This window comes from Dielma fastidiosa (assembly GCF_000313565.1).
GTDB classification, from domain to species: domain Bacteria; phylum Bacillota_I; class Bacilli_A; order Erysipelotrichales; family Erysipelotrichaceae; genus Dielma; species Dielma fastidiosa.
The window spans coordinates 34,306-60,009 of the sequence record NZ_HE578923.1 but is presented as its reverse complement, the minus strand read 5'-3'; the positions used below and the strand labels follow the sequence as shown (position 1 = coordinate 60,009).

Here is a 25,704-nt window from a genome sequence, read left to right as displayed (position 1 = left end):
ATAGAAACATAAACCAATATAGGCAAACAAAAAGTGTGCGCCAGCACACCTTGCTTATTTACCAAGCATTTCTAAAGTTAATTCGATTTTCATGATCTCTGTACCATTGCGATAATCACAGTTCATGATTGAATCAATGCGATCCAGCCGTTTATATAAAGTATTCTTATGAATACAAAGAGCATCGCAGATCAATGCAATTTCCTTTGGATATTTCAAATATTCTTTTAACGTCTCCACAAGCTCCGTTCCATGTCTTTCATCATAGGCGATTAAATCTAACACTGGCTTATATAAAAATAAACTGATATCTTCCTGCTTTAAATATGAAATCATCGACTTAGTCTGATATTCTTCAAATGTATAAAGATTTTTTTGATTATCTGTCTGCAAAACAGCATCCAATACCATTCTTACCTCTTTCATATGTTTGTGAATATCAGCAAAATCAGTGAATGGTCCAGTCATTGCGCCAATCAGATTTTGACTTTCTAAACTCATATTCCAGCCTTCCATTTCATCAAAGGTAAGAAGCTCATCTTTATGTCTGCTGATTAAGAAAAACACCCGATCCTCTTTAAATACATAAAAGCTATTGCGGAAGGTATTGCGAATCGATTCAGCAATTTTATCCTTATGCAGACTTTTAATCTCTTCTATATTGGAATCAACTTCAAGCAGATATAAATTATATCTCAAGTCATAGCCATAGATATTCAGCCGCATACGCACATCCTCAACATCAACCTTTGCATCCGATAAGATTAAAGAGAATATGTAGTTGTAGTAGGTACCCTTATTGAATAAATAAAAGTTTCTTTTAGCAAGCTCAATGCTGATCATTTGTGAGAAGAGTGGCAGAAATTCTAAATAGTAATCTTTTCGATCATATTCCGGCTGATTGGAATAGATAATTAAATAAGCGACCTTGATCTTGTTTACTATAACGGGCATATAATACGCAATCTCTTCTTCTTTTACCTTGAAATAAAAGGGCGCGTTGGCATGAAGCATGGCTTCTAATAAACCATTCTTTTTAAAATATTCGAGCATGCTTTTGTTGTAGCCTTCACCATAATGAGCATCATCAGAAAAGATTGATTTACCGGAGATCGGTTTATAGGTTTCAGAACGGGCAATGAAACGAAAGGCTGTATCAAGCAATGCAATCGGTTCTTTAAAAAAATCAGAGATCATTTCAATCATCAATTGGATACCGCCATCAGAGGCAACAACGTCCAATAGCTTCTGCATGATGTAGCCAATCTTGAATTGATTATGAAATTCAGCCTCTAGATTAAGAAATCCTTTGGAAAGTTCTTTCTGTTCATTCAGCAATATAGCATTCCCCTTCATTGAGGGCTGCTCAGAATCAGGTTGTCCTTCAGTGTCATTGATCACAATGACAGCTATGTTTTCAGCAAAGGATACATAAGGGACATCACTTAATCGAATCACATACAATACGGTATCATCATCGGCTCTCAGTCCTCTGTAAAGTGTTCGCAAATACCAATATTCTTGATAAAGATTGCTTGTGTTAAGCAAATGATAATCAGCTTCTTCAAAACACTGCAAGACCTTTTTCCATGAAATCATAACTTTCTCCTTGCACTTAGCTTTATATCCTTCATTATAAACTAAATAAAATCAAATAGTTCAATGATTTGATGTATGAGCTGATGAATTAATTGCTGGCAGAATCACTGTACAAGATGATAACCTTAAATAATTTCATAGGTATATAAAGATAGAATATTATTCTTTGTTGTTTTCACCCCATAAATCCTTTACTTTATTAATATTCTTCTAATAACCAGTCAGCAATATCTATGATTTTTATTCCTTCAAAACTATATTGGGGATGATGTGTTCTCGCCAATATCATTTTAGGATATGCATCTTTTATCTTTAAAAGAGACTCATACTCTCTTTTAAACGTATCATTATTTGAAATATTATCACTTACCTGAATGTAGATTTGTTCACTTCCTTTTCTCGCAACAAAATCTATCTCTTTTTCATAAAGTTTTCCTATATACACTTCATATCCTCTGCGAAGTAATTCAATGCAAACCATATTTTCATACGCTCTTCCATAATCAATGTTACGTGTACCTAATATAGAATAACGAATTCCTGTATCACATAAATAATATTTATCCGATGTATCTAAATACTTCTTGCCTCGTATATCATATCGTTTAATATCATAGAAAACAAAAGCATTACATAAATATTTAATATATTTTCCAATTGTCACATGATTCGTATTAATTTTATTTTCATTTAAAGTCGAGGTTATTTTGTTAGGAGATGTTAAATTACTAATATTATCCATCAAAAATTCACTTAAGTGTCCCAATACTTGAGTATCAGGTAGATTGTATTTTTGAACTAAGTCACGGTTAATAATTGTTTCATAGACTTCTTTGATATAAGTTTTTCTATCAATTTCTGTTTTATATACATATGATCCAGATAAACCACCATTTATTAAATAATTATCAAATAGTTGATTTTTATCTGTAATAGTATTGTAATATTTACAATATTCCTTAAAACTAAACGGAAATACATGTAATTCAATGTAACGTCCTGTAAAGAGAGTAGCTAAATCATTTCCAAGCAAAAAAGCATTTGATCCAGTGATATATATGTCATATTTTCTTTTTGAATATAAACTATTCACTGCTAATTCAAACTTTGGACACATTTGCACTTCATCAATGAATAGATAATTCTTTAAGTCCTTTTTATAATGTTTCTCAACATATTCATGCAACGCATGATACTCTTTTAATATGTCAAAGGACAAATCCATAAAATCAATATAAATAATATTAATATCCGAATTATCCTTATTTAAATAATCCATATAAGCTAACATTAGTTCTGACTTCCCTGAACGTCGTATTCCTGTTATGATTTTTATATCTGGAGTATCCTTTAAATTTATTAATCGATTTAAATATTGTTCACGAACAACACGCATGATAGCTCAGCCTCACTTTCGAAACTTTAATTTTTTTTAGTTTTGAAACCATAATTAGTATATCACTTATTTAGTGCTTTATAAATATCTGGTTTCAAAAAACAAAATTTACATATATTTGTAACACTATTTCATCGCATATTAAACACATTCCAGAAATGCTCAAATTAATTCATTAACTTGACTTGTCAACACAAAAGTTTTAAATGTAATTTAAAATTTTCAAAATTTCCTTTTGCTAATATTATATTTATAAATTCTGAAATTTTCAGATTAAAAATCATCATATACTTAATTTAATTCCAACTCAGTTAATGTTAGATAGAAAACAAAAAAAGAAGCATTCAAACTTCTCTCAAAATCCAAATACTTCTTTAATCTTCTCATTAAAATGATTAACGTTTGAGAACTGTGGCATGCAATAAGTATTTTGATTCTTACTTGTTACATTGCCATAACTACTCACAAAACTTATATTCACTTATTCTGTTTTATCATTAGACGACAATACAGCTTCAACCTGAGCAATTAATTGTTCTTTGTCAGGCATATATGTGACATATTTTGAAGCAAAAATATTATTACTTAAACCTCCTAATGCATACTGCATATCAACATTTCCTTTATCAGTACATAAAATTAAACCTATCGGCGGATTATCGTTTTCATCATTAATTTCTGCTGCATAATAATTCAAATACATATTAAGTTGCCCAACTGCTTCAGGCATCAATTTAATTGTCTTTAATTCAATTAATATATAAGATCTTAAAATCTTATTATAGAAAACCATATCAACATAATAATGAGTATTTCCAAATGTTACCCTTTGCTGAGTTCCCACAAACATAAATCCTTTTCCTAATTCTAAAAGAAACTTTTCAATTTGTCTGACAAGAGCTTCTTCCAAATCAGACTCCATCATTGGTTTATTTTCTGGTAGTCCAAGAAATTCAAAAACATAAGGATCTTTTACTATATCTTTTGGTTTTGAAATTTCATTTCCTTTTAAGGCTAATTCAAGAACCTTCTTTTTATTAGCCTCACCATTTGATAATAACAATCTTTCAAATAATGAAGTGCTCTCTTACTGACCAATTTGCATTAATTGCTTCTTTTTCATAGAAACTGCGTTTGTCATCTTCTGATATATATAATAATTCACAATAATGTGACCAACTCAATTTGCTAGACAGTGTCTGGCAATTTGGATATTTCAAATAAAGCAACCTCATATTTTGAAGATTTGCTCGAGAAAATCCTTTCCCAAATCTATTTGTAAGAGTCTTTGATAGTGTAATTAATTGTTTTTTTCCATATTCGCCACGCTCGGATTTTAACTCATCCTCAACTATGATACGCCCTATATTCCAATATGCATTAATTAATTCATTATTAATATTTTTAATAACATTATTTCTAGCATTTGTGATAATACTAGTGATTTCATTTACCAATGCCTCATTTTCTAACAAATTATTTTCCACAAACAAATCCCCCTTTCAATATTAGTTATCCTTATTATACCCTTATTTCGATCCGTATTGTACATTCTTTCTTCAATCGCTGATTAGTTTCAAACTTACTTTTAAGCAGGGCTCTGGCTTCATGGATTGCAGATAAAGGAAAGAAATCATTCTTGTCATATCTTGCTTTTAACTGTTTTTGTAAAGAGGCTGCATCCTTGACACCATGAAAACAAGTTAAATAGAGTTTCTTATAAGCCATATAAAGCATTGAGTTATACAGGATCAAATCCTTCTTAATACAATTCGCATCCTCTTCTGATAACTCTTTATAATAGAAGCGATTTGAATACGATGGACACTTCATTGATATTCCCCTCCCCTTGAACAAAAAAGCATCCACTGAGATTCGATTGATGCAAAGGAAACTAGATGATGCTTAGGTTGAATTTAATGATTAAATAGATTGTTTTTTGTTACTCATAGTATACCATATTCACACGATGATTTTATCTGTTTTTATCATTTTTTAGATACCTTTTCATAATGAGATATCAAGCCTTTGATGCTTGAAAATGAAATTTCCTATATAACAAAAAAAGTATCCAAACTTCTCACAAAGTCCAAATACTTCTCTAATCTTCTCATTAAAACGATTAACGTTTTGTTAATTGAATGAGAATATGAGGTCATATTTTATGGCTTATTTATCGGCTTTTTTAAAAATAAAAATCTGTTTGCAGCTTTATTACTGCTTTGTTGCGACTTTACCAAATTTCATATTCTCTCGATTTGAAACCTTATATGAAATTTTGTGATTTTAGGAGATTTATTATTATAGCTGTATATAATTAATAACCTTTTATATTATTACGATAAATGTTAGAATACATTTAATTTAATAATTACTTTTTCTCATATATGAAAGGAAGGAGCATTATGATGAAAAATGATGTAGTGATTTTTAACAATGGAGAATTAGAATTAGAAGTATCAGTTAGTGAGAATAGAGAAAATGTTTGGCTGTCACAACAACAAATGTCAGAGTTGTTTCATGTTGATAGGACACGTATTTCTAGACACATCAGTAATATATATAAAGATGGTGAATTGGATAAAACTAGCATATGTGCGGAAACCGCACATATGGGTAATTTAGGAATTCAAAACTATACAAAAAAACTATATAATCTAGATATGATTCTTGCAGTTGGTTATCGTGTTAAATCCCCCAAATGGAATCGTATTTAGAAAATGGGCTACAAGTATTTTAAAGGATTATATGATTAAAGGTTATGCAATTAATGAAAAACGTTTAAAAGCCTTAAATCGTGTTATCGAAGTACCTGCGAAAGGAATGACAAGATTAATGGAAACAATTGATCGAGTAAGTCAATATCTCAAAAAGAACTTGATATATTGATATTCATTAAGAATAATCCTGGTTCTAATAGTAATGAAATATTTAATATACTACACCAAGAAATTCCTGATTTAACAATAAATTCAATTAAAAATTCTTTTTTAAAAAAACTTCGTAATTTTTGTGAATTCAAAGTAAGTAAAAAGAATGGAGGTTATTTCATAAAAAATGTCAACACAAAATAAAAAGACCATCCATAACGGATGATCTTGATTGTCCCTTGACGATAAATAATTAACGTTTTGAGAACTGAGGTGCTCTACGAGCTGCTTTAAGTCCGTATTTCTTACGTTCTTTAGCACGTGGATCACGAGTAACAAAGCCAGCAGCTTTTAAAGCTGGACGATAATCAGCACTAGCTTCCATTAAAGCTCTTGTGATTCCGTGACGCATAGCGCCAGCCTGTCCAGTGTAACCACCACCCTGAACATTGATTAATACATCAAATTGTCCTAAAGTTTCAGTCAATTCTAACGGTGAACGAACAACCATACGTAAAGTTTCTAATGGAAGGTATTCTTCTAATGTTTTACCATTAACAGAAATGTTACCTTTTCCTGGAGTCATGAAGACACGAGCAACAGAAGTTTTACGACGTCCTGTACCGATGTAAGTTACGTTATTTTTCTTAGCCATATCCTATCCTCCTAGCCTTTAATCTCCAGCACAACTGGTTTTTGTGCTGCATGTGGGTGTTCTGCACCTTTATAGACAAATAAATGTCCGCGTTGTACATCACCTAAACGAGTGTGTGGAAGCATACCATGAATAGCTCTTTCAACCCATTCAATTGTATACTGATCCTTCATAACGCGAGCGCTGCGTGTACGTAAGCCGCCTCTCCATTGAGAGTGGTTATAGTACATTTTGTCTTCCATTTTGTTTCCACTTAAAACGATCTGATCAGCATTGATTACGATAACATAGTCACCGCAGTCAACGTTTGGTGTAAATGACGGTTTGTGTTTACCATGTAACACAGCAGCTACTTCAGTAGCTAAACGTCCTAAATTCTTTCCTGCTCCATCGACTACGTACCACTGACGTGTTACTTCTGCAGGTTTTGTAAATGTTGTTTGGCGCATATTGTTGCTTCCTTTCCTAAGTAGTTTCCGGGGCTACAAAGGCATAAACGTGCCTTTTAATATTATAAATGCTAAACCCCTTAAAGTCAAGATAATTATGTATTTATTTTACACAATTAACGCAGAAATTGAATCGTATCGACTACCTCGAGGCCTAATTTTTTCAAATAAGCTCTGGCATTGTCATAATATTCATTCTTCTCCAGATTCAGATTATCATGAGCATCCATACCAACGATTGCCTTACAGCCGGTATCCGCTGCGATCTCCCAGAAACGATGATGTGGATACTGCTCTCTGCCCAATTGTTCAGAAACCATTTTACCGGCAATATTATATTCTAAAATCATATCCAATTCCTTTGCTTTATCACAGATCACATGAGCCGCGTAATCGCACAGCGCATCCCATTGACGCAGTGAACGCATAAACAGGTCAGGGTGCGCGAAATAAGCATACAGCCCGCTTTCCATGCCTTTAATCGCATCATTCAGATAAAGCTCCATCGTCTGATTATCAATAATATGACTGCCGTAATAAAAACGATTTTCATCCGTCTCATAGAAATGATTGCCGAAAATAATATAATCCAGCTCCTGTTCCTTGATAAACTGCTTCATCCACGGCATATACTGCTCGTAATATTCAACCTCAAGTCCCAGCTTAATACTGATCTGATCTTTATACTTTTCCTTCAGGGATAAAATGCTTCGCTTATAATCATCAAACTGACTCAGCTCCATCCGCATTGTCGGATGGAAATCACTGTTATATTTCCATGGAGCATGATCTGAAAAGCCTAATTCATCATAACCGGCTTTAATTGCACTTAAAACATAATCCTCATCGCTGCCCTTCGCATGCTGACAGCGTGTTGTATGCGTATGATAATTCGCCTTCATCTTCATTCCTCCTCGTAATTAACCTTTACTAAATATAACCCGCACGCCTCTGCCTTATAATGACACGCATGCTTATCCTTAGCTTCCAGCATTTTTAAAATGCTATCTTTATCCTCATGATGCAAACCGGCTTCAATCAGTGTCTGTGCCATCATCCGCACCTGATAGCGCAAAAAGCCATCACCTTCAAAAATCATCCGCACGCCTGATTCATATGCTTCTGCCTCAACCCGAGTAATCGTTCTCACTCGGCTTTTCTCAGCATGAATTTTATTACTCGTAAAGGAAGTAAAATCATGGGTGCCGACAAAGATTGACGCGCACTCCCGCATCGCTTCAAGATCCAACTCCCGTCTTTCTTTACCCATATAATTCTGAATAAAGGGGTTGTCCGCATCTCTGGTCACATAATAATCATACCGCTTGCTGACAACATCAAACCGAGCATGGAAATCATCAGGCATAACCTGCGCGTCCTGTATGCGAATCGATTTAGGCAGCAGACGGTTAATCGCCGCGCACCAATGGAAGGGCGTCAGCTTCAATTCAGTTTCAAAATGAAATACTTGTCCTAAAGCATGTACACCAGTATCCGTGCGGCCGCTGCCGACAATGCTGACCTCTCTTTTATGCATCTTCTTTAAAGCCTTTTCAATCGTTTCCTGGATTGAGGGTGAACCAGGCTGTACCTGCCATCCGCAATACATCGATCCATCATAGGCCACAATACACTTTACAATCATAACACCGCCAAGGCAATCATGCCCGCGCAGACAAAGCAAGCAAAGACAATCAGCATCGTATCCTTTCGCTGCATCACAAGCTGCTTATAACGCGTACGCTGATGATCCGGCACATACCCTCTGGCCTCCATCGCATTCGCCAATTCCTCCGCGCGCTGGAAGGAAGAAACAAATAATGGCACAATCAGGGATAGAATCGCCATAATCTTCTCTTTCAGCTTTCCTTCGTCAAGATCCACACCGCGGCTTGCCTGTGCCTTGATGATTCGCTGAGTTTCCTCAATCAACGTCGGTATAAAACGCAGCGCGATTGAAATCATCATCGCAATCTCATGAGCCGGTACATGAAACCTCTTTAAAGGTGACATTAAATCCTCCAACCCCATCGTCAGATCAAGCGGCTTAGTCGTTGCGGTCAACGTGGTGGTAATAGTAATCATCAGCACCAAACGCACCACAATATAGAACGTCTGTGACAGAGCGTCAGAATAAACCGTAAACCCAAATACGGTAATTAGCGGCGTTCCTGTCTTAACGACCAGCATATTAATAATCAGCAGGAAACCAAGCATAAAAAACATCGGCTTCATGGCATTCCAGATAAAGTTTAATTTCATCTTTGCCAGATAGATGCCCAGCAATACAACAACGCCAATTAATCCATAACCGATAAAACCCGCCGGAATAAAGATAGCAATCATCAATATCAGCATAGCGGCAATTTTTGCCCGCGGATCAAAACGATGCATAACAGAATCAATGGGCAGATAACGTCCCAAGGCAAAATTTTTCATCGTTTCACCTCTTTTGCCACCTGTTTGGCAAGCTCTTCCATATCCAGCAATGAAGGATCAAGCTTAAATCCTTTTGCCAGCAAAGCCTCGCGCAGACGGATTACCGCCGGCGGATTAATTTTCATCTCTTTTAAATCATCAACATTACTGAAGAATGTCTTCACATCACAATCACGCTTGATTTTACCATGTGATAGCACAACCACATGCTGACAATAGGACAATACGTGTTCCATATCATGCGTTACCAGCAAAATTGTCTTATGATAATTTTTCTGAATATCAACAAACAGCTGCATCATATCTCGAGCGCCCTTAGGATCAAGGCCCGCCGTTGGTTCATCAAGCACTAATATCTCTGGGTCCATCGCCAAAATACCGGCAATCGCCACCCGCCGCTTCTCACCGCCGGAGCATTCAAAAGGACTCTTTTCATAATAGCTTTCATCAAGACCGACAACCTTCAGCACCTCTTTGGCGCGCTGTTCAGCCTCTTCTTCACTGGCCCCAAAATTCTTAGGACCAAAGCTGACATCTTTTAAAATCGTTTCCTCAAACAGCTGATATTCAGGAAACTGAAAGACCAAACCTACCTTTTTACGCAGCGCCTTTAACTGCTTTGGCTTCTCATCAGCCTTTATGATTCGATCATTGATCTGAATCTCACCCTTGCTTGGCAGCAATAAAGCATTCAAATGCTGAACCAGCGTACTCTTGCCGCTGCCGGTTTCACCGATAATCGCCGTCATACAATATTCCTGTATCGTTAAATCAATAGCATCTAAGGCTACGGACGCGAAAGTTGTACCCTCATTATAAATATGACTTAGCTTGCGGATTTCAATTGACATAATTCATCCACCAGCCTTTCCATCGTAATTACCTCATCAATATCTACGCCCTCATCCTGTAATGCATGAACAAATTTCAGCGCATAAGGGATATCAAGCTTTAAATCAATCAATTCCTTTTTCCGTTTTAAAATATCTGCCGGTTTGCCATCCATAATCTTGTGACCTTGATCAAATACCAGCACATGATCACTGCCGGCTACCTCTTCAATATCATGCGTTATCGATAAAACCGTTAGGTGATTCTGTTCATGAATCTCATGAATCAGCGCGTTGATTTCTGCCTTACCCTGCGGATCAAGCATACTGGTTGCCTCATCAAAAATAATAATCTCTGGATTCATCGCCAATACACCGGCAATCGCCACCCGCTGTTTCTGACCGCCGGAAAGCCGTGTCGGCTCACTGTTTAAGTAATCCAGCATATTTACTTTAGCCGCAAAATTCTCAATGATGCCCTGCATCTTTGAGCTCTCTACGCAGTGATTCTCCAGGCCGAACGCAATATCATCAGCAACCGTTGCGCCAATGAACTGATTGTCCGGATTTTGAAATACAATACCTATTTTACTGCGGATCGCATATACATTTTCATCATTCAGTTCAAGTCCATCAACTTGAATTGAACCGCTGTCCTTAACCAGCAGATCAATCAGCAGCTTGGCAATCGTTGACTTACCGCTGCCGTTATGACCAATGATGGTTGTATAAGATCCCGCTTCAATATCAAAAGAAATGCCGTCTATTGCATTGTGTTCTTTATCATAAGAAAATGTGCAGTCTCTAACTGTAATTTTATTCATTAAAACACCTCGCAGTCTGCACTTTATTATACAACGTTTTTTGTTACTTCACAAATATTTAGTTGTAAAATCATGCGAATAACCGCTGTTTTGAACACTTCCTGCAAATTATTACCGCAAAGTAAAGCAGCGCCTGAATTTTATCCATCCAGAAGAAAAACCGTCTTCATTATTGAAAACGGTTTCGCTGTCTTATTCAGGAATTGTCAGATCCCTGCCATTTGATGCAATCAGCTTCTTATAGTAATAGAAAGACTGTTTACGGTAACGTTTCAGTGTTCCTTCACCGGCATCATTGCGGTCTACATAGATAAAGCCATAACGCTTCGACATCTGTCCGGAACCATTTGAGACAATATCGATAGGGCCCCACCATGCATAACCAAATAAATCAACGCCATCTTTAATCGCATTTTGCATTGCTATCACATGATCACGCAGATATTCCATCCGGTATGTATCATTCACGGTACCATTGACTAATGTTTCTTTTATGCCTAAGCCATTCTCAGCAACAAAGATAGGAACCTGATAACGATCATATAAATCAACTAACGCAAGATATAAACCATCTGGATCAATTGACCAGCCGGAAGGGGTCAGCTTTAAATATGGATTAGTCTTACCGGTATTAACAATATTATCATCACCGCGGTACGCTGTATCGCCATGAATTTCCTTATCCGAAGTATTGGTTTCCTTTTGTACTGATTCAACATAATCTTTAGAAGCAATTCTTGAACGATAATAAGTAAAGCTTAAGAAATCCACCGGATATTGTTTAATAATCGCCATATCCTCATCAGTATATTCAATGTTAATATCATTCTCTTTGAAATATTCCCATGCATAACCCGGATATTGGCCGCGCACCTGTACGTCAGAGAAGAAATAACCGCGTTGTTTTTCTTTTAATACGACGATTGAATCCTTAGGATCACAGCTCATCGGATAGATTGTCTTATACTCAATGACTGAGCCTACCTTTGCTTCAGGATCAATTTCATGAATAATCTTTACCGCTAATGAGCTGGCGACAAATTGATGATGACTCGCTTGATAAACGTCATTTAATGTACTTGTTTTAGGATCAATACCAGCAGTCATCCATTCCATCTTATGAATATTATTGCCGATTTCATTAAAGGTCAGCCAATACTTTACAACACCATGCCAGCGTTCAACCATCGTTTTAACAAACTTGGTATAGAAATCAATCATTTTACGGCTCTTCCAGCCCCCGTATTTATCAGCTAAATGCAGCGGCATTTCATAATGAGAGATAGTAACCATCACCTCCATGCCCTTTTCCCGGCATGTCTTAAATACTTGATCATAGAATTGCAGACCTAATTCATTGGGTTCTTCCTCTTCACCGGTTGGAAATAATCTTGTCCATGCGACGCTTGTCCGATAGACATTAAAGCCCATTTCGCCAAACTCGCTGATGTCCTCCTGCCAGTGATGATAGAAATCAATACCGCCATGAGTTGGATAATATTTTGCATTACGATCCGGATAACCAAAGACACCGTGCGGCTGTACATCAGCCACTGAAGGCAGCTTGCCGTCTTCCATATAAGCGCCCTCATATTGATTGGCAGCCGTAGCGCCGCCCCAAAGGAAGCCCTTTGGAAAATCTTCAGGTATAATTAAATCTTTTGAATATTTCATTTTTGTTCTCCTCCTATTTCAGCAATAATACTTTTACCTCTTTTTACATGTCCCTCTTTAATAATCTTTAATTCCTGCTGACAATTGGGAAACAAGATCATAATGGACATATCATAGCCCTCCTGATTCATCAGATAAGAATCAAAGCGGACAATCTTATCACCACAATGTACCTGCTCGCCTTCTTTGACATAGCATTTGAACCCTTTCCCCTTAAGTTCTACTGTATTGATTCCGATATGGACAAGAACCTCCAGCCCCGTCTTGGATGTGATGCCAAAGGCATGGAGTGTTGGATAGATCATCGATATTCTGCCGCTGATCGGCGCGGCGACGATTTCACTATCTGGTATGATGGCGGCACCTTCACCCAGCATTTTCTGAGCGAATACCTCATCCTTTACATTTTCCAGCGGAATCAGCTTTCCAGTTGCTGCTGCGGCAATTGCGTTAGCCGGCAATGCTGCTTTATTTAAAAAATCAAACATTCAAGCTAAGCTTTAGATTCATCCTTAAATAATAAGAATGTCACCACAAAGGAAATAATGAATGCAACAGCAACAGCAACCAGAATCGCAGCAATTGTATCTTCAAAGATAACTACCCCTAAAATACTTGAATAACCCATTGAATAGGCCCGTGCGCCCATCAGACCGGCAACCGCGCCGCCAACCAAGCCGCCGACAGCTACACCGATGATAGGTGTTTTAAATCGAATGCCGATACCATATAATGCCGGTTCAGAAACGCCTGAAACTAAAGCGCCGATGCCTGCCGATAAAGCTGTTGATTTTAAATCGCCGTCTTTTGTACGCATCATCACCGCGAAGCAGGAACCGCCTTCCGCAATGTTATGCAGAATCCAGCCCGGACGGAATACATTATCAAATCCCTGAGCGGTAAACAATTCGGTCATCGGCGGTACCATCAGCATATTAACACCCATCAGAACTAAGAATGGGTGAGCTGCGGCTATGATACCAGGTGCCATTCCGCCGGTTAATGATTCAATCCAAACAATGACATTAACGATCCAGCCGCCCACGATATTACCGGCAGGGCCTAATACGATCATCGTAATTGGATAACCCACTAAGAAAATACACAGCGGCGCGAAAACGCTTCGCAAGACACCTGGTATTACTCGATAGAAGAACTTCTCTAAATATGCAGCCATGATGGATAAGAAAATCGCCGGCAGCAGAGTGCTTGAATAACCAATCAAAGTAACCGGAATGCCCAGCATCGTCACTGCTTCACCGGCCGCCGTTAAGCTGACAAAGCCAGGATAAAGCAGGGCCGCTGCCAATGTGATAGAGAATGCCGGGTTTGACTTCAATACCTTAGAAGCCCCGTAAGCTACCAGAATCGGCATAAAGTAGAACGGTGTCTGAGCAATAAAATCAAACATCTTATAGGTTGTTGTCGCAGCCAGATCAGGATTGAAATAGCTTGCCAGTGACAATACAACACGCATCATACCAGCACCGTATAAAACAGTGATAAACGGCGTTAATGACGCTGACATAAATTGAATCGCTTTAAGGAAGTAATACTTTACATTCTTTTTTACTGGTTCAGCATTTAAATTCAAATCCTCCGTATGATTTTCATCAACGACATCCCCCGTCTGAATATCATAATGCTTTTCAATCTCATCAAAGACCGGAAATAGATTTTCACCCAGAATTACCTGAAATTGTCCGGAACCATAAACAACTCCCAAAACACCATTCAGTTTCTTTATTTCCTCATCCTTTGCAAGACTTCGGTTCTTCAACACAAAACGTAAGCGGGTAACACAATGTGAAACCGTCTGAATATTAGCTGTACCTCCGACTCTTTCAATAATATCGGATGCAAGCTTTAAAGGTTCTATCTTAGCCATATTTTCTCCTTTCCAAGTTATTGGTTATGCTTGGCTTGTTTAAGCAGCCGTTCAACATGAATAATCAGATATAATCGTTCATCATCACTGACACTGCAGTTATAAGTTTCTGATACATATTCGGCAATCTTATCGACACAAAGATTCGCTTCATCATGCCCCGTCTGAATCTGTGAATAAATATCCCCTAATGATTCATCCGATGGTTTTGTTGCTTCAAATAAAACCCTTCTCATGAAAAACTTAAGATGAATTACAAATCGTGAATAAGCCATTGAATCCTCATCAACAACGATACTTAAATCTGTCTCAACGATATTCATGATTTCACTCACAGCTTTCATGATTTTCAATGCTTCTCGGTTGGTCTTATTTTCAGTAGCGGTTATTAAATGGAAAGCAATAGAGGTTGATTCTTCTTTCTTTAAATTAATATTTAAAGTTTCATTAATCATTTTCAGTGCCTTTTTACCTACTTCATATTCATCCTTATAAAATCGCTTGACTTCTTCATTTACTAAAGCAAAGGAATCAAAACCAGATTTATATTGATTGACACTGAAGTTGATATGATCAGCCAGAGCAATTACCAAATTGACATTAAATGTCGCATGCAGTTCATTTTGTGCCATTTCGATAATTGATTGAGTTAATTCAATAATTTCATAAGGAGCTTCATCAAATAATGTCAGCAGTCTTTGCTTGTTTTGATTATCTAATGAAATGAAAGTCTTGCTGATTTCATTTTCGGAAATGATATCATGCTTATCTTTCTTGAACCCTAACCCTTTGCCGATTGCGACAACTTCTTGGCCTTTGAAGTTTTCCGCGATGACAATGTTGTTATTGATTACTCGTTTCACTTTTAATTGGTTTTTCATCATATCTTTCTTAACCACTCCTTTCCATAGGACATAAAAAAAGCAAACCCCATCATGATTGCTTGCTTTACAATCAACTTTGGAGTTTGCCTTAATAACCTTGATTAAGTAACAAAACCGATTTATCTTTGTCCACTTACATCTTACTAAAACGCTTACATTTTGTCAATAACAAAATATGATTTCTTCTACAAATCAGTTTTGTCCTCTCTTTCATGAGTTTTAAACTGCCATGCATCTTTAGGCGTATATACCTTGCGGTAAATCACACAGCCTTTGCCGCTTTTAAATTCATTGTTTAAAAAATCATAATAAGCACCTGGTGAGATAATACCGCTGAAATCAAGGATTGAGAAGCCTATCTTGCTGAGATGCTTGGAAACATAGGAAACACAGTTTGTATAAAAGACAAAAAAGGTTTTAAACTTTCCCTCTTTAATTTTATAGAAGTGTGAATTATGTACATTACGGGTAACACGGCTTAAATAATCATCGCAGATTCCTTTTGGCTCAATTCCCTGCCGTTTTAATTCTTCATCTGAATTAAAGGGTTCAAACTTAGCGAAGGATTCTAACAGTGACTGATTCAGCTGTTCCTTTTGACGGTCATTTAATACTAAGCCAAAGGTCACAAGCACCTTATTCTCATTTTTCAGACAGTTATATAAATACTCATCTTTAGGAGCTAAAATAGCCACACCATCACCGTAGGTACCAAATAGATAACGAACATGAGGATCGTAGCAGCCATAGGAAAGCAGTGTGCCATGATAGCTTAAATCACAGTGTCCCAGCTGTGCCGGGCCGCTTTTGGCAACATGGACGATGACTTCAAGATCACTTTTCAGATCCTTTTTAATAACATCAAATTCCTCACGCTGCTGATCTGATTCTGAACGGGATAAAATAACCTTCATCAAATGCGGCGGCAGCAATGCGCCAACCATGGTTGGAATCGCTAACTGAAAACGATTGTCGATATCTTCAATCACCGATTCGGGAATCAATGCAGTCAGCGCACGGAATACGAAAAACGCTCCATATAAGATAAAATACGCTCCGCAGACGATGATTACTTCCAGTGAATAATCACTTGGGTTAAAAATTAACGCGATCGCGCTCAGCAGATAGAGAATGGTCATAAATACCTGCGAGCGGGCATATGGCAGATGATCATGCAGCATCAAATAGGAGGTAATGCCTTTGACAACCGTTAAAATAAGCAGCCAGAAGCCAAGCACAACCGGTACCAACGCCATCAGCCGCTCAACATTACCATAACAAATAAGACCAACGATAATAAGGCCAATCACTTGAATCAGCAGCGCCGATTTTCGGCTATTCCAGCGATTGATACAAAGATAACCAATTGAAGAGAGGGTTAAGATAACTATACCAATACTGAAAAACTGATAAGTCAGCTTCAAAGCCGATGCCCAATTCGTAATAAAAATAACACCCAAATATAATAACACAGCTCCTGTCACAAACATGAAACCGATATTCAGCCGTTTCTTCAGCAATACCTTCACCTCCCCTGATCGAATGAAAAAAAGGCTTTCGCCTTTTTTTGATTCTAGTAGCTTACGCGGCTTTTCCAGCCCTTGTATACACCGTGCATTTCTAATGCCAGATTAGCTAGATAATAAATATTTTGAATCAATTGAATGCGATCAATTGGCGCAATGTGCAGTACATAAAGTTCAAGTGCTCCTTCGCCCTTTGTTACGACAAAGCCTTTATTGATAACCGCTGTCTTATAGTTTTCTAAATCATCAAGATTAGTGAAAACGACCGTATGCTGGACAGGCCGTTCGTTTTCATGAACATCACCGTTTTCTTCCAGATTTGCAATTACTTCCTGATTGATTTCATCGATGCGTTTTTTATCATCAGCACTTAAATATGGATACTGAGGATCTGCTGCTTCACACTTTTCTGTTTCACAGGCACATGCCTCTTCATCACCGCAGCTACATGCCGCTTCATCTTCACACGCGCAGCCTTCTTCACAAGTACAGCTTTCATCACATCCGCAGCTCTCTTCCGCACAGCTGCAGGCTGCTTCTGGTTCAGCTTCACAGCAGCAAGCTTCCTGATCCGCCTCTGCTTCGTGATTTTCTGTACTATTTTCTTCGTCAAGAAGCTCCTGTTCAAGTTTCATGATCTTTTTTTCTTCATCTTTTTTTAATTTATAGGCAACCGCAGCGGCAATACCACCTAAGATTGCAATCGTAGTTAATGCTTTTTTCATCTTGAATCACCACTTTCTTTTATTTATTGTAACACATTTTACTGATTATGGAAGAAGTTCGCTTAAATTCTTTTACGACTTACCGCTACACCATCACCGCATTCATAAAATACCGTTTCATAATCATCACGCGTTTTTAAATAATCAATGTATCCCTGAATTTTGCGTACCAGAGAACGCAGATTGCGTGATTTAATTAATGGTGCGCCGACCAAGCCATGAAATTTCAGATTATCACTGACGATGACACCGCCGGGCTTCAGATTTGCTTCAAAGCGTTCAAAGAAGCGAATATACTGTGCCTTGGCCGCATCAATGAAGATACAATCAAATGAATCACTTAATTCCACATTCATGATATCATCAAAGATACATGTTATCTGCTTCTCTAACCCGCTGCGCTTCACATTTTCAACAGCCAGCTGATATCGTTCTTCATCTCTTTCAATCGTAACAACATGAATGTCTGGATGCAGCCTTGCCAGTTGGATTGCTGAATAACCGATGGCGGTCCCCAATTCTAGTATGCTCCTTATTTCTTCCTTCTCAACAAGCTTCTGAAAAAATTCTATGCCTTCCTGCTGCATGATCGGCACATGATTTTCTGCCGCATATGCTTCCATCTCTTTAATTAACGCTTCCATAATTACTCCTCGATAGGTATGATATTACCAATTACCTCATGAGTCCGTGCACTGAAGGCCTCTTTCGTAACCACTTGTCCCTCATAGCCATTAAGTCCATGCTGACTGGCGAGTTCATCGGTATAATTCTTAAGCTTATATACTTTGAAATTTAATCGTGTATTCATAATATCATTGGCATCTCCCTCGTAATGACAAACAAGCGGTATCCATTTTACATTCTCTACGGTAATCTTTTCTGTATCCGCTTTTTTTACGAAATCAAAGGAAATCATTCCAGATAAATTATTATACATATCCAGCATTCCGCCAATAAAATTTCCCAGGGAATAAACGACCAAGGTATTATTACCTGAAGCACCCGTTACCCATGTCACCGGCTGAATAACATGCGGATGGGTACCAATAACAACATCGACGCCCAGATCAGCAAAAAGCTGTGCATATTCATATTCAAATTCATTTGGTTCAAATTGGTTCTCATTCCCCCAATGTGCCGATACAATTACTACATCGCTGACTTCCTTGGCGCGCGCTACATCTTCGCGGATCGCTGTCTCATCAAAGTATGGAATCGCATAACCGGCATAAGATTCTATGCCGTTAGTGCCATAAGTATAAGCCAGAAAGGAAAAACGAATGCCATTTTTTTCAATCACCCTAACCTCGGCACGATCTTCCCATGAATCATAGATCCCTGCCATCACAATACCAGATTGCTGACGCCAGAATGAAATAGCATTATTGACACCGGTTTCCCACTTGTCCAGCGCATGATTGGTCGCGTGATTGATCATATTAAAACCAAAGGCCGGCAGCTGTTCAGCAAGGCACTGCGGAGAATTAAAGGTCGGATACCCTGACAGTCCCAGCTCATCACCGCCTAAAATTGTCTCCTGATTAATGAATGCTAAATCAGATTTCTCAATTTCATCTTTGACATCTTCATACATCGGCAAAAAATCATAAAGGCCATCATTCATTTCACCCGCCAGGCGATCCGCATCACGATAAATTGAATCATGAATCAAATTGTCACCCACACCGCTGAAATGCACAACAACATCTTGATTCTCAGGTGGTGTCTCCTCTTTTACTACCGGGTCAGTAACTTCATCAGGTTCAGTTGGTGCTGACTGACAGCCGCATAATACAAATAAAGCAAGCAATATTTTTAATTTCTTCATTTTGTCACATCCATTCTCGCATAATATTCTTCCAGACACCAATTGTTCTCCATCACAACCTTGGCGATTTCTTCACCGACATAACGCAGATGCCATGATTCATAACCAAAGCCGGTGTATTCAGTCTTATCCTCAGGATAACGAAGGATGAAGCCATAATCTGCCATATGCTCAAGCAGCCATGGATAATCAGCGCCCAGCTCTATTTCATTATAATTCATATCATTCATTGTCACATCGATTGCCAGTCCTGAATTATGTTCACTCTGTCCTGGTCTTGCATAATATAGATCGGCATATTCCTGACCTTGCTCATTCAGATAATAATGATAGAGGTTGTATTGATAGTCATAGGAACGATACGATGCAATTGCATTAATCTTGATACCAGCTTCAGCTGCCGCATCAACTAACTGCTGAAAATGCTCACCCGCTGTCTTTTCCACATATTGCGGATCATTAAATGAACAGGAAAAATGAAAACCAATCGTACATGGACTTGGGGTTATCATCAATTCAGCTGGCTCATAGCCCTCCGGCAATTCATTATATTTATTAATCAGCATGCCGAAATCGCTCGTATCCTCAATGACATGGGTATTCGTAAAGAATGGCACATCTAAACCGATATTGATTCTTACTACAACATCTTCCAAGCTGTACTGTGGATTATCAGCCGCATAATTCAAATAGCGGGCAGTATTTTCCGGCCGATAGAAATTCAAATCAAAAAGGGTTTTAATCTGATCCGCATCATAACCAGCGGTAACCAAAGTAGTCAGCGACGGCACCAGCTCAGCCCGCAGCGGTATCTGACAATAAAGCTCTACATCATCCGCATTAAATGCACCGGCATCCATCATCAATCTGACCGACTCCTGATATTCACATTGATCTCTTACTTTATTCAATACTTCCTCATGCTTCCCCAGCTCTGCCATTTGATCTTCAGTAAAGCCTTCAATCGCTGGTTCACCCTTACATCCTGCCAGTAACAGAAGCATACTTAATACAAGAAGTTTTTTCATTTTATCACCTATTAAACAGTATACCACAAAGGCATCTAAATATCGCATGAGAATGCTGGAATGTGTGTTTAAAGAAAGTTTGCGGCTCGGCCTAAGAAATAGAAAAGCGTATTCTCCTATGGATTCAGCCATGTAAAATACGCTTTTTTAATATAGCTTGTTAGAAAATCGGTAATAGAAATGAACAGAGCATCGCAATCAAGAAATTAATTGCCGCTATCCAAAGAGCTACATCCTCATCATCACTCTGCATGACATAGAATATATTTAACATTAACCCTATAATAATGGATAATGAATCTAGCTCATAAGCATGTTGTATGAGGAAGATTATACTCATAGCATATGGCACATAGAAGAAAAACTCAACTAATTTATCATTGCCTAAATACTCTGTACCGCGTTCACTCTTTCGTTTCGCTAGGATGATACTAACGATGAATTCTCCACTCAGTAAAAGCCATAATAGCGGGGATATGAATTTTAGTATATGGTTGCGATTATAGGTCACCTTCATGGTATTGAAATCAATCTTTACACAGTTATCCAGTGTCTCTGTTATCGGTTCTGATACATAGAATTTATGATCTTTATCCATGAGTACAAGCTGTACCGTCTCAGGCATCCGGGAATCTGTTGAAAATAAACACCCATTCTTTGTATTCTTACATTCATAAGGACCAAGCTTCCAATTCCCTTCAATGTAAGTATTCATTTGCATTGGTTTCTTTCCTTCATATTCAAAATCTTTAAGGGTCAGCAAATCATTGTGGGTGTCCTCTAATAAATCATCACCTAAATATTGCTGTGGCAGCTCATTTAAAACTAGCTCTTTATCAATCAAAACATCTGCGTAGAAGGGACCTCTTGTGTTTTCAATGAGTACATTCAGGGTTTCCCATCCACTTGAAAATATATATATTCTAAATAAGAAAGCACCAATTAAAAGGATAAATATCCTGCTGATAATCGTACTGAATTTCTTCATCATAAAGGCTTAATTCTCCTCCCTTTGTACTTTATCCCATCCACTCCTATATTTACATTATAATTATAAGAATCTCGCTCGTCCAGCACTATCAAAATCAAAACACACAAAAAAAGACAGCCGATTTCTCAGCCATCTTTCACATGTTAATTAGTCAACTAATTTAATAATTGCCATCGGAGCACCATCACCGCGGCGATTTCTAGTCTTAATTACGCTAGTGTAACCACCTTTACGGTCTTGGTATTTAGGTCCGATTTCATTAAACAGTTTTTGAACTGCAGTCTGTCCAGTTTTTTCATCAACAGCATTGCGAACAAAGCTGGCAGCCTGACGGCGAGCATGAAGATCTCCGCGCTTTGCCAAAGTGATCAGTTCATCAACAACAGAACGTAAGTCTTTTGCCTTCATTTCAGTCGTTTCAACGCTTCCGTACAAAATTACAGATGTAGCTAAGTTACGAAGCATTGCTTTACGGTGATCAGCAGTACGTCCAAATCTACGATTCCACATGTTTATGTCCTCCCTTTACACCTATTCAAATGATTTGAAGCTTAAGCCCAAATCATAAATTTTATCTTTAACTTCCTTAAGTGATTTCTTACCTAAGTTTCTTACTCTCATCATTTCATCTTCTGTTTTTTGTGTCAGTTCTTCAACAGTTTGAATACCTGCACGTTTTAAACAGTTGTATGAACGAACAGAAAGATCAAGATCTTCAATCATCATCACAAGACCCTTATTGACAACTTCGCCCTGAGCTTCTTTCATGATTGATTCCATATCATTAACAGCATCATGAACGTTTGTTAACAGTTCAAGATGGTCAATCAGAATTTTTGATCCTAATGCAACTGATTCCTGAGGAGTAATTGATCCGTTAGTCCAAATTTCAAAAATGATCTTATCATATTTTGCATTTTGACCAACACGAGTTGGTTCAACCTGATAGGAAACTCTTTCGATTGGTGTGTAAATAGAGTCAGTATAGATAGTACCCAACGGCTGGTTTGGTGTCTGATACATTTGCTTATTAGTATCAGCACTTACATAACCGCGTCCAATACGTGCCTGAAGTTCCATTTCGAGTACACCGTCTTCTTCTAATGTACAGATGTATAAATCCTTATTCAGAACCTTTACACCCTCCGGACAGATAATATCGCCGCCCGTTACAGGACCAGGTCCCTTTTTAGAGATACGCAGTGTATACACTTCATCGGTGTCGATCTCCATAATCAGTGTTTTAATATTTAAAATAATTGCTGTAACATCTTCCATGATTCCCGGAATTGATGTGAATTCATGGTAGATGCCGTCAACTTTAATTGAGAATACAGCAGCTCCCGGTAATGAGGAGAGCAAAACACGTCTTAATGCGTTACCGATTGTTTGGCCGAACCCTCTTTCAAGCGGTTCAATCACAAATTTTCCGTAACTTTCTGACTCAACATACTCTTTTACTTCAAAATGTGCACGTTCGAATTTTTGCATAGCTTACCTCCTCAGTTTAGGTTTAAATTAACCACGTGGTCGTTTTGGTGGACGACATCCATTGTGTGGAATTGGAGTTACATCATTGATCAATGTAATTTCTAATCCTGCTACTTGTAATGCTCTTACTGCAGCTTCACGGCCAGGGCCTGGACCCTTTACGTTAACAGCAACAGTTTTCATACCATTATCAATTGCAGCTTTACCAGCAGCTTCACCAGCTAACTGAGCAGCAAATGGTGTAGATTTACGAGAACCTTTGAATCCTAATGCACCGGCGCTAGACCATGCAATCGCATTTCCGTTTTCGTCAGTGATTGTAACAATAGTGTTATTGAATGTAGAGTGGATGTGTGCAACACCACGAGCAATATTCTTTCTAACACGACGTTTACGAGCACCAGCGGCAGCTTTTTTTACTTTTGCCATACTATTTCCTCCCTACGTCCTATTTCTTCTTGTTCGCTACTGTACGAACCGGACCTTTGCGTGTACGCGCATTTGTTTTAGTGCGTTGTCCACGAACTGGTAAACCTTTACGATGACGGATACCACGATAGCATCCGATTTCCATTAAACGCTTGATGTTTAATGAAACTTCACGGCGTAAGTCACCTTCGACTTTAATACCGTCTACTTTACTACGAATCGCGTTTTCTTGTTCTTCAGTTAAATCCTTAACACGAACATCTTCGCTGATTCCGCAGTCTGCAAGAATCTTTCTAGCCGTTGTCGGGCCGATTCCATATACATATGTTAATGAAACTACAACACGCTTATCGCGTGGAATATCAACACCTGCAATACGAGCCATATTTGTTTACACCTCCATTTTACCCTTGTCTTTGTTTGTGTTTAGGGTTCTCACAAATTACCATCACGCGACCTTTGCGCTTGATGATGCGGCACTTATCGCATATTGGTTTGACAGATGGTCTTACTTTCATGCGTTTCCCTCCTTGTTCACGACTACTTATGTCGGAATGTTATACGCCCACGTGTTAAATCATAAGGTGAAATCTCAACAGTTACACGATCCCCCGGTAAAATGCGAATGTAGTGCATACGGATTTTACCAGAAACGTGAGCCAGAATTTCGTGCCCGTTCGCTAATTTCACTTTAAACATTGCGTTTGGAAGCGTGTCTTCGACTACGCCATCAATCTCAATTACATCTTGCTTACCCATTATTAATTTGTTCCTCCTTTTCTGAAGTTGTTGTTAGAATTTCATACCCATCTTTCAGAATCACAACTGTATGCTCATAGTGAGCTGCCAGTGAACCGTCCTTAGTCAGAACAGTACCATCAGGAAGCACCTTGGTCTGCGGCCTTCCTGCATGAACCATCGGTTCAACTGCAATTGTCATACCTTCTTTTAATAAAATACCGTGACCTGATGGGCCAAAATTGGGAACAATCGGATCTTCATGAACCTCAGTTCCGATCCCATGGCCTGCATAATCCTGCGGAATTGAATAACCGTGTTGATAAACATATTCTCCAATTGCGTGGCTTATATCAGTCAGATGATTCCCAGCTTTCGCATATTTTAGACCTTCAAACAATGATGCTTTTGTCACATCCATTAATTTCTGTGCTTCATCATCAATGCTGCCGACCGCATATGTCCAAGCCGAATCGCCATGATAACCATGATAACAGGCACCAATATCAACCGAAATAATATCGCCCTCTTTTAGTATTGTATCGTCCGGGATACCATGAACTAAAGTCGAGTTAACCGAAATACAGGTTGCTGCCGGAAAATCATACAGTCCCTTGAATGAAGGGGCAGCACCATGCTTTAAGATGACCTCTTCACAAACCGCATTGACTTCTTTCGTCGTCACACCCGGTTTAATGAAAGAGGCAGCCGCAGCATGTGCCAAACCGACAATTCTTCCCGCCTCACGCATATATTCGATTTCTCTTGGTGATTTGGTCGTAATCATTTAGTCCTCCAAAGCTTTTTGCGTATCTTTCCATACGTCTTCGATGGCCTGATTAGCATTTACGCTGCGCAGCAGTCCCTGATTGCCATAATACAGCATAACCGGTTCTGTCTGACGGCGGTATTCATCTAATCGTACAGTTAAGCTTTCAACTGTGTCATCTTTGCGCTGAATCAATTCGCTTCCACATACATCACAGATTCCCTCCACTTTCGGCGGGTGTGATTTTACGTGATAGATTGCTCCGCATTTCTTACAAATACGGCGCCCTGTAACTCTGCCGGCAAGTTCTTCAAAAGCGATACTCAGCGAGATTACTCTGCCGATCGCCAGTGATGTTCCCTTCGTCATTTCGTCAAAGGCCTTTGCCTGATCAATGGTGCGCGGATATCCGTCAAGCAGATAACCATTGCCAAGATCAGTTTTCTCAAGGTAGCTCTTTACCATTTGATTAGTTACATCATCCGGTACAAGCAGTCCCTGATCGATATAGCTTTTTGCCAATATCCCTAATTCAGTCTGATTCGCCATTTCATTTCTGAAGATATCTCCAGTTGAAATATGCTGAACATTGTATTTCTTCAGGATTTTTTCAGACATCGTACCCTTACCGGCACCAGGTCCTCCCATAATCAATAAATTCATGTTCC

General features: G+C 38.3%; 32 protein-coding genes. 2 read left to right on the top strand and 30 right to left on the bottom strand.

The annotated features are described in order from the left end of the window. Positions 1–54: 54 nt before the first annotated feature. The 5 genes from DAHG_RS00640 to DAHG_RS00625 all read right to left on the bottom strand — a co-directional run bounded on the left by DAHG_RS00640 (position 55) and on the right by DAHG_RS00625 (position 4,828). A complete protein-coding gene (locus DAHG_RS00640) occupies positions 55–1,599 on the bottom strand; it encodes a PucR family transcriptional regulator (RefSeq protein WP_022936385.1) in 1,545 nt (514 codons plus the stop codon). Positions 1,600–1,798: 199 nt separating this feature from the next. After that, positions 1,799–2,995, bottom strand: a complete 1,197-nt coding sequence (locus DAHG_RS00635; protein WP_026880739.1) for an ATP-binding protein — start codon at positions 2,993–2,995, stop codon at positions 1,799–1,801. Between the two features lie 481 nt (positions 2,996–3,476). Then, positions 3,477–4,058 carry a PDDEXK nuclease domain-containing protein gene (locus DAHG_RS18330; RefSeq protein ID WP_022936383.1) on the bottom strand — a complete coding sequence of 194 codons (582 nt, stop codon included), beginning with the start codon at positions 4,056–4,058 and terminating at the stop codon, positions 3,477–3,479. A gap of 4 nt (positions 4,059–4,062) precedes the next feature. Continuing rightward, positions 4,063–4,482, bottom strand: coding sequence for a DUF1016 N-terminal domain-containing protein (locus tag DAHG_RS21795; protein ID WP_022936382.1), 420 nt, complete (start codon positions 4,480–4,482; stop codon positions 4,063–4,065). A gap of 34 nt (positions 4,483–4,516) precedes the next feature. Further along, complete coding sequence (locus tag DAHG_RS00625) at positions 4,517–4,828, bottom strand: hypothetical protein (RefSeq protein ID WP_022936381.1); 312 nt, start codon at positions 4,826–4,828, stop codon at positions 4,517–4,519. Positions 4,829–5,400: 572 nt separating this feature from the next. On the opposite strand from DAHG_RS00625, the gene DAHG_RS21700 reads away from it, so the two are divergent. Beyond that, positions 5,401–5,712 (top strand): type II 3-dehydroquinate dehydratase, encoded by a 312-nt coding sequence (locus tag DAHG_RS21700; protein WP_051151173.1) that lies wholly within the window; start codon positions 5,401–5,403, stop codon positions 5,710–5,712. Further along, on the top strand, positions 5,681–5,884 hold the full coding sequence (gene rhuM, locus DAHG_RS22110; RefSeq protein ID WP_205408085.1) for a RhuM family protein: 204 nt from the start codon (positions 5,681–5,683) through the stop codon (positions 5,882–5,884). Before DAHG_RS21700 ends, rhuM begins: the two co-directional genes overlap by 32 nt. Positions 5,885–6,118: 234 nt before the next feature. On the opposite strand, the gene rpsI is transcribed toward rhuM, so the two are convergent. The 25 genes from rpsI to DAHG_RS00490 form a co-directional block, all read right to left on the bottom strand. Further along, positions 6,119–6,520 (bottom strand): 30S ribosomal protein S9, encoded by a 402-nt coding sequence (gene rpsI, locus DAHG_RS00610; protein WP_022936377.1) that lies wholly within the window; start codon positions 6,518–6,520, stop codon positions 6,119–6,121. Between the two features lie 11 nt (positions 6,521–6,531). Then, positions 6,532–6,969, bottom strand: coding sequence for a 50S ribosomal protein L13 (rplM, locus tag DAHG_RS00605; RefSeq protein ID WP_022936376.1), 438 nt, complete (start codon positions 6,967–6,969; stop codon positions 6,532–6,534). A 116-nt stretch (positions 6,970–7,085) separates the two neighbouring features. After that, positions 7,086–7,871, bottom strand: coding sequence for a histidinol-phosphatase (locus DAHG_RS00600; RefSeq protein WP_022936375.1), 786 nt, complete (start codon positions 7,869–7,871; stop codon positions 7,086–7,088). A 2-nt stretch (positions 7,872–7,873) separates the two neighbouring features. After that, a complete protein-coding gene (truA, locus tag DAHG_RS00595) occupies positions 7,874–8,614 on the bottom strand; it encodes a tRNA pseudouridine(38-40) synthase TruA (RefSeq protein WP_022936374.1) in 741 nt (246 codons plus the stop codon). After that, positions 8,611–9,408: an energy-coupling factor transporter transmembrane component T family protein gene (locus DAHG_RS00590; RefSeq protein ID WP_022936373.1), complete on the bottom strand. Its 798-nt coding sequence runs from the start codon at positions 9,406–9,408 to the stop codon at positions 8,611–8,613. The genes truA and DAHG_RS00590 overlap by 4 nt, the downstream gene beginning before the upstream one ends. Further along, entirely contained in the window at positions 9,405–10,259 is an 855-nt protein-coding gene (locus tag DAHG_RS00585) for an energy-coupling factor transporter ATPase (protein WP_022936372.1), read from the bottom strand. The genes DAHG_RS00590 and DAHG_RS00585 overlap by 4 nt, the downstream gene beginning before the upstream one ends. Next, complete coding sequence (locus tag DAHG_RS00580; RefSeq protein WP_022936371.1) at positions 10,235–11,062, bottom strand: energy-coupling factor transporter ATPase; 828 nt, start codon at positions 11,060–11,062, stop codon at positions 10,235–10,237. The genes DAHG_RS00585 and DAHG_RS00580 overlap by 25 nt, the downstream gene beginning before the upstream one ends. Before the next feature lie 192 nt (positions 11,063–11,254). After that, positions 11,255–12,736, bottom strand: coding sequence for a glycoside hydrolase family 1 protein (locus DAHG_RS00575; protein WP_022936370.1), 1,482 nt, complete (start codon positions 12,734–12,736; stop codon positions 11,255–11,257). Continuing rightward, the gene (locus tag DAHG_RS00570; RefSeq protein WP_022936369.1) at positions 12,733–13,224 is read right to left on the bottom strand and encodes a PTS sugar transporter subunit IIA; all 492 of its coding nucleotides are present in this window, start codon (positions 13,222–13,224) and stop codon (positions 12,733–12,735) included. Before DAHG_RS00570 ends, DAHG_RS00575 begins: the two co-directional genes overlap by 4 nt. A gap of 5 nt (positions 13,225–13,229) precedes the next feature. Beyond that, positions 13,230–14,624: a PTS transporter subunit EIIC gene (locus DAHG_RS00565; RefSeq protein ID WP_022936368.1), complete on the bottom strand. Its 1,395-nt coding sequence runs from the start codon at positions 14,622–14,624 to the stop codon at positions 13,230–13,232. A gap of 17 nt (positions 14,625–14,641) precedes the next feature. Continuing rightward, positions 14,642–15,508, bottom strand: coding sequence for a PRD domain-containing protein (locus DAHG_RS00560; RefSeq protein ID WP_022936367.1), 867 nt, complete (start codon positions 15,506–15,508; stop codon positions 14,642–14,644). A gap of 185 nt (positions 15,509–15,693) precedes the next feature. Beyond that, positions 15,694–17,028, bottom strand: a complete 1,335-nt coding sequence (locus DAHG_RS18320) for an HdeD family acid-resistance protein (protein ID WP_022936366.1) — start codon at positions 17,026–17,028, stop codon at positions 15,694–15,696. Between the two features lie 53 nt (positions 17,029–17,081). After that, entirely contained in the window at positions 17,082–17,759 is a 678-nt protein-coding gene (locus DAHG_RS00550) for a ribonuclease E inhibitor RraB (protein ID WP_022936365.1), read from the bottom strand. A gap of 62 nt (positions 17,760–17,821) precedes the next feature. Then, the gene (locus DAHG_RS00545; protein WP_022936364.1) at positions 17,822–18,403 is read right to left on the bottom strand and encodes an O-methyltransferase; all 582 of its coding nucleotides are present in this window, start codon (positions 18,401–18,403) and stop codon (positions 17,822–17,824) included. 2 nt (positions 18,404–18,405) lie between these two features. After that, on the bottom strand, positions 18,406–19,590 hold the full coding sequence (locus DAHG_RS00540) for a CapA family protein (protein WP_022936363.1): 1,185 nt from the start codon (positions 19,588–19,590) through the stop codon (positions 18,406–18,408). Next, complete coding sequence (locus DAHG_RS00535; RefSeq protein WP_022936362.1) at positions 19,587–20,618, bottom strand: M15 family metallopeptidase; 1,032 nt, start codon at positions 20,616–20,618, stop codon at positions 19,587–19,589. Before DAHG_RS00535 ends, DAHG_RS00540 begins: the two co-directional genes overlap by 4 nt. Before the next feature lie 160 nt (positions 20,619–20,778). Next, a complete protein-coding gene (locus tag DAHG_RS00530) occupies positions 20,779–21,609 on the bottom strand; it encodes a hypothetical protein (RefSeq protein ID WP_022936361.1) in 831 nt (276 codons plus the stop codon). A gap of 147 nt (positions 21,610–21,756) precedes the next feature. Further along, positions 21,757–22,119 (bottom strand): 50S ribosomal protein L17, encoded by a 363-nt coding sequence (gene rplQ, locus DAHG_RS00525; protein WP_022936360.1) that lies wholly within the window; start codon positions 22,117–22,119, stop codon positions 21,757–21,759. Between the two features lie 21 nt (positions 22,120–22,140). Continuing rightward, positions 22,141–23,100, bottom strand: coding sequence for a DNA-directed RNA polymerase subunit alpha (locus tag DAHG_RS00520; protein ID WP_022936359.1), 960 nt, complete (start codon positions 23,098–23,100; stop codon positions 22,141–22,143). Between the two features lie 27 nt (positions 23,101–23,127). Beyond that, positions 23,128–23,529 carry a 30S ribosomal protein S11 gene (rpsK, locus tag DAHG_RS00515; RefSeq protein WP_022936358.1) on the bottom strand — a complete coding sequence of 134 codons (402 nt, stop codon included), beginning with the start codon at positions 23,527–23,529 and terminating at the stop codon, positions 23,128–23,130. Between the two features lie 19 nt (positions 23,530–23,548). Then, the gene (gene rpsM / locus DAHG_RS00510) at positions 23,549–23,914 is read right to left on the bottom strand and encodes a 30S ribosomal protein S13 (protein WP_022936357.1); all 366 of its coding nucleotides are present in this window, start codon (positions 23,912–23,914) and stop codon (positions 23,549–23,551) included. A gap of 19 nt (positions 23,915–23,933) precedes the next feature. Continuing rightward, complete coding sequence (gene rpmJ / locus DAHG_RS00505) at positions 23,934–24,047, bottom strand: 50S ribosomal protein L36 (RefSeq protein WP_022936356.1); 114 nt, start codon at positions 24,045–24,047, stop codon at positions 23,934–23,936. Between the two features lie 22 nt (positions 24,048–24,069). Next, on the bottom strand, positions 24,070–24,288 hold the full coding sequence (gene infA / locus DAHG_RS00500; protein ID WP_004798231.1) for a translation initiation factor IF-1: 219 nt from the start codon (positions 24,286–24,288) through the stop codon (positions 24,070–24,072). Continuing rightward, a complete protein-coding gene (gene map / locus DAHG_RS00495) occupies positions 24,281–25,054 on the bottom strand; it encodes a type I methionyl aminopeptidase (protein ID WP_022936355.1) in 774 nt (257 codons plus the stop codon). The genes infA and map overlap by 8 nt, the downstream gene beginning before the upstream one ends. Further along, entirely contained in the window at positions 25,055–25,699 is a 645-nt protein-coding gene (locus tag DAHG_RS00490; RefSeq protein WP_022936354.1) for an adenylate kinase, read from the bottom strand. Positions 25,700–25,704 lie beyond the last annotated feature (5 nt).

Bases quoted from the DNA above. Each gene is read 5' to 3' on its own strand.
- DAHG_RS00640 (WP_022936385.1), bottom strand. From the start codon at position 1,599: ATGATTTCATGGAAAAAGGTCTTGCAGTGTTTTGAAGAAGCTGATTAT.
- DAHG_RS00635 (WP_026880739.1), bottom strand. From the start codon at position 2,995: ATGCGTGTTGTTCGTGAACAATATTTAAATCGATTAATAAATTTAAAG.
- DAHG_RS00625 (WP_022936381.1), bottom strand. From the start codon at position 4,828: ATGAAGTGTCCATCGTATTCAAATCGCTTCTATTATAAAGAGTTATCA.
- DAHG_RS21700 (WP_051151173.1), top strand. From the start codon at position 5,401: ATGATGAAAAATGATGTAGTGATTTTTAACAATGGAGAATTAGAATTA.
- rpsI (WP_022936377.1), bottom strand. From the start codon at position 6,520: ATGGCTAAGAAAAATAACGTAACTTACATCGGTACAGGACGTCGTAAA.
- rplM (WP_022936376.1), bottom strand. From the start codon at position 6,969: ATGCGCCAAACAACATTTACAAAACCTGCAGAAGTAACACGTCAGTGG.
- DAHG_RS00600 (WP_022936375.1), bottom strand. From the start codon at position 7,871: ATGAAGGCGAATTATCATACGCATACAACACGCTGTCAGCATGCGAAG.
- truA (WP_022936374.1), bottom strand. From the start codon at position 8,614: ATGATTGTAAAGTGTATTGTGGCCTATGATGGATCGATGTATTGCGGA.
- DAHG_RS00590 (WP_022936373.1), bottom strand. From the start codon at position 9,408: ATGAAAAATTTTGCCTTGGGACGTTATCTGCCCATTGATTCTGTTATG.
- DAHG_RS00585 (WP_022936372.1), bottom strand. From the start codon at position 10,259: ATGTCAATTGAAATCCGCAAGCTAAGTCATATTTATAATGAGGGTACA.
- DAHG_RS00580 (WP_022936371.1), bottom strand. From the start codon at position 11,062: ATGAATAAAATTACAGTTAGAGACTGCACATTTTCTTATGATAAAGAA.
- DAHG_RS00575 (WP_022936370.1), bottom strand. From the start codon at position 12,736: ATGAAATATTCAAAAGATTTAATTATACCTGAAGATTTTCCAAAGGGC.
- DAHG_RS00570 (WP_022936369.1), bottom strand. From the start codon at position 13,224: ATGTTTGATTTTTTAAATAAAGCAGCATTGCCGGCTAACGCAATTGCC.
- DAHG_RS00565 (WP_022936368.1), bottom strand. From the start codon at position 14,624: ATGGCTAAGATAGAACCTTTAAAGCTTGCATCCGATATTATTGAAAGA.
- DAHG_RS00560 (WP_022936367.1), bottom strand. From the start codon at position 15,508: ATGATGAAAAACCAATTAAAAGTGAAACGAGTAATCAATAACAACATT.
- DAHG_RS00550 (WP_022936365.1), bottom strand. From the start codon at position 17,759: ATGAAAAAAGCATTAACTACGATTGCAATCTTAGGTGGTATTGCCGCT.
- DAHG_RS00545 (WP_022936364.1), bottom strand. From the start codon at position 18,403: ATGGAAGCGTTAATTAAAGAGATGGAAGCATATGCGGCAGAAAATCAT.
- DAHG_RS00540 (WP_022936363.1), bottom strand. From the start codon at position 19,590: ATGAAGAAATTAAAAATATTGCTTGCTTTATTTGTATTATGCGGCTGT.
- DAHG_RS00535 (WP_022936362.1), bottom strand. From the start codon at position 20,618: ATGAAAAAACTTCTTGTATTAAGTATGCTTCTGTTACTGGCAGGATGT.
- DAHG_RS00530 (WP_022936361.1), bottom strand. From the start codon at position 21,609: ATGATGAAGAAATTCAGTACGATTATCAGCAGGATATTTATCCTTTTA.
- rplQ (WP_022936360.1), bottom strand. From the start codon at position 22,119: ATGTGGAATCGTAGATTTGGACGTACTGCTGATCACCGTAAAGCAATG.
- DAHG_RS00520 (WP_022936359.1), bottom strand. From the start codon at position 23,100: ATGCAAAAATTCGAACGTGCACATTTTGAAGTAAAAGAGTATGTTGAG.
- rpsK (WP_022936358.1), bottom strand. From the start codon at position 23,529: ATGGCAAAAGTAAAAAAAGCTGCCGCTGGTGCTCGTAAACGTCGTGTT.
- rpsM (WP_022936357.1), bottom strand. From the start codon at position 23,914: ATGGCTCGTATTGCAGGTGTTGATATTCCACGCGATAAGCGTGTTGTA.
- rpmJ (WP_022936356.1), bottom strand. From the start codon at position 24,047: ATGAAAGTAAGACCATCTGTCAAACCAATATGCGATAAGTGCCGCATC.
- infA (WP_004798231.1), bottom strand. From the start codon at position 24,288: ATGGGTAAGCAAGATGTAATTGAGATTGATGGCGTAGTCGAAGACACG.
- map (WP_022936355.1), bottom strand. From the start codon at position 25,054: ATGATTACGACCAAATCACCAAGAGAAATCGAATATATGCGTGAGGCG.
- DAHG_RS00490 (WP_022936354.1), bottom strand. From the start codon at position 25,699: ATGAATTTATTGATTATGGGAGGACCTGGTGCCGGTAAGGGTACGATG.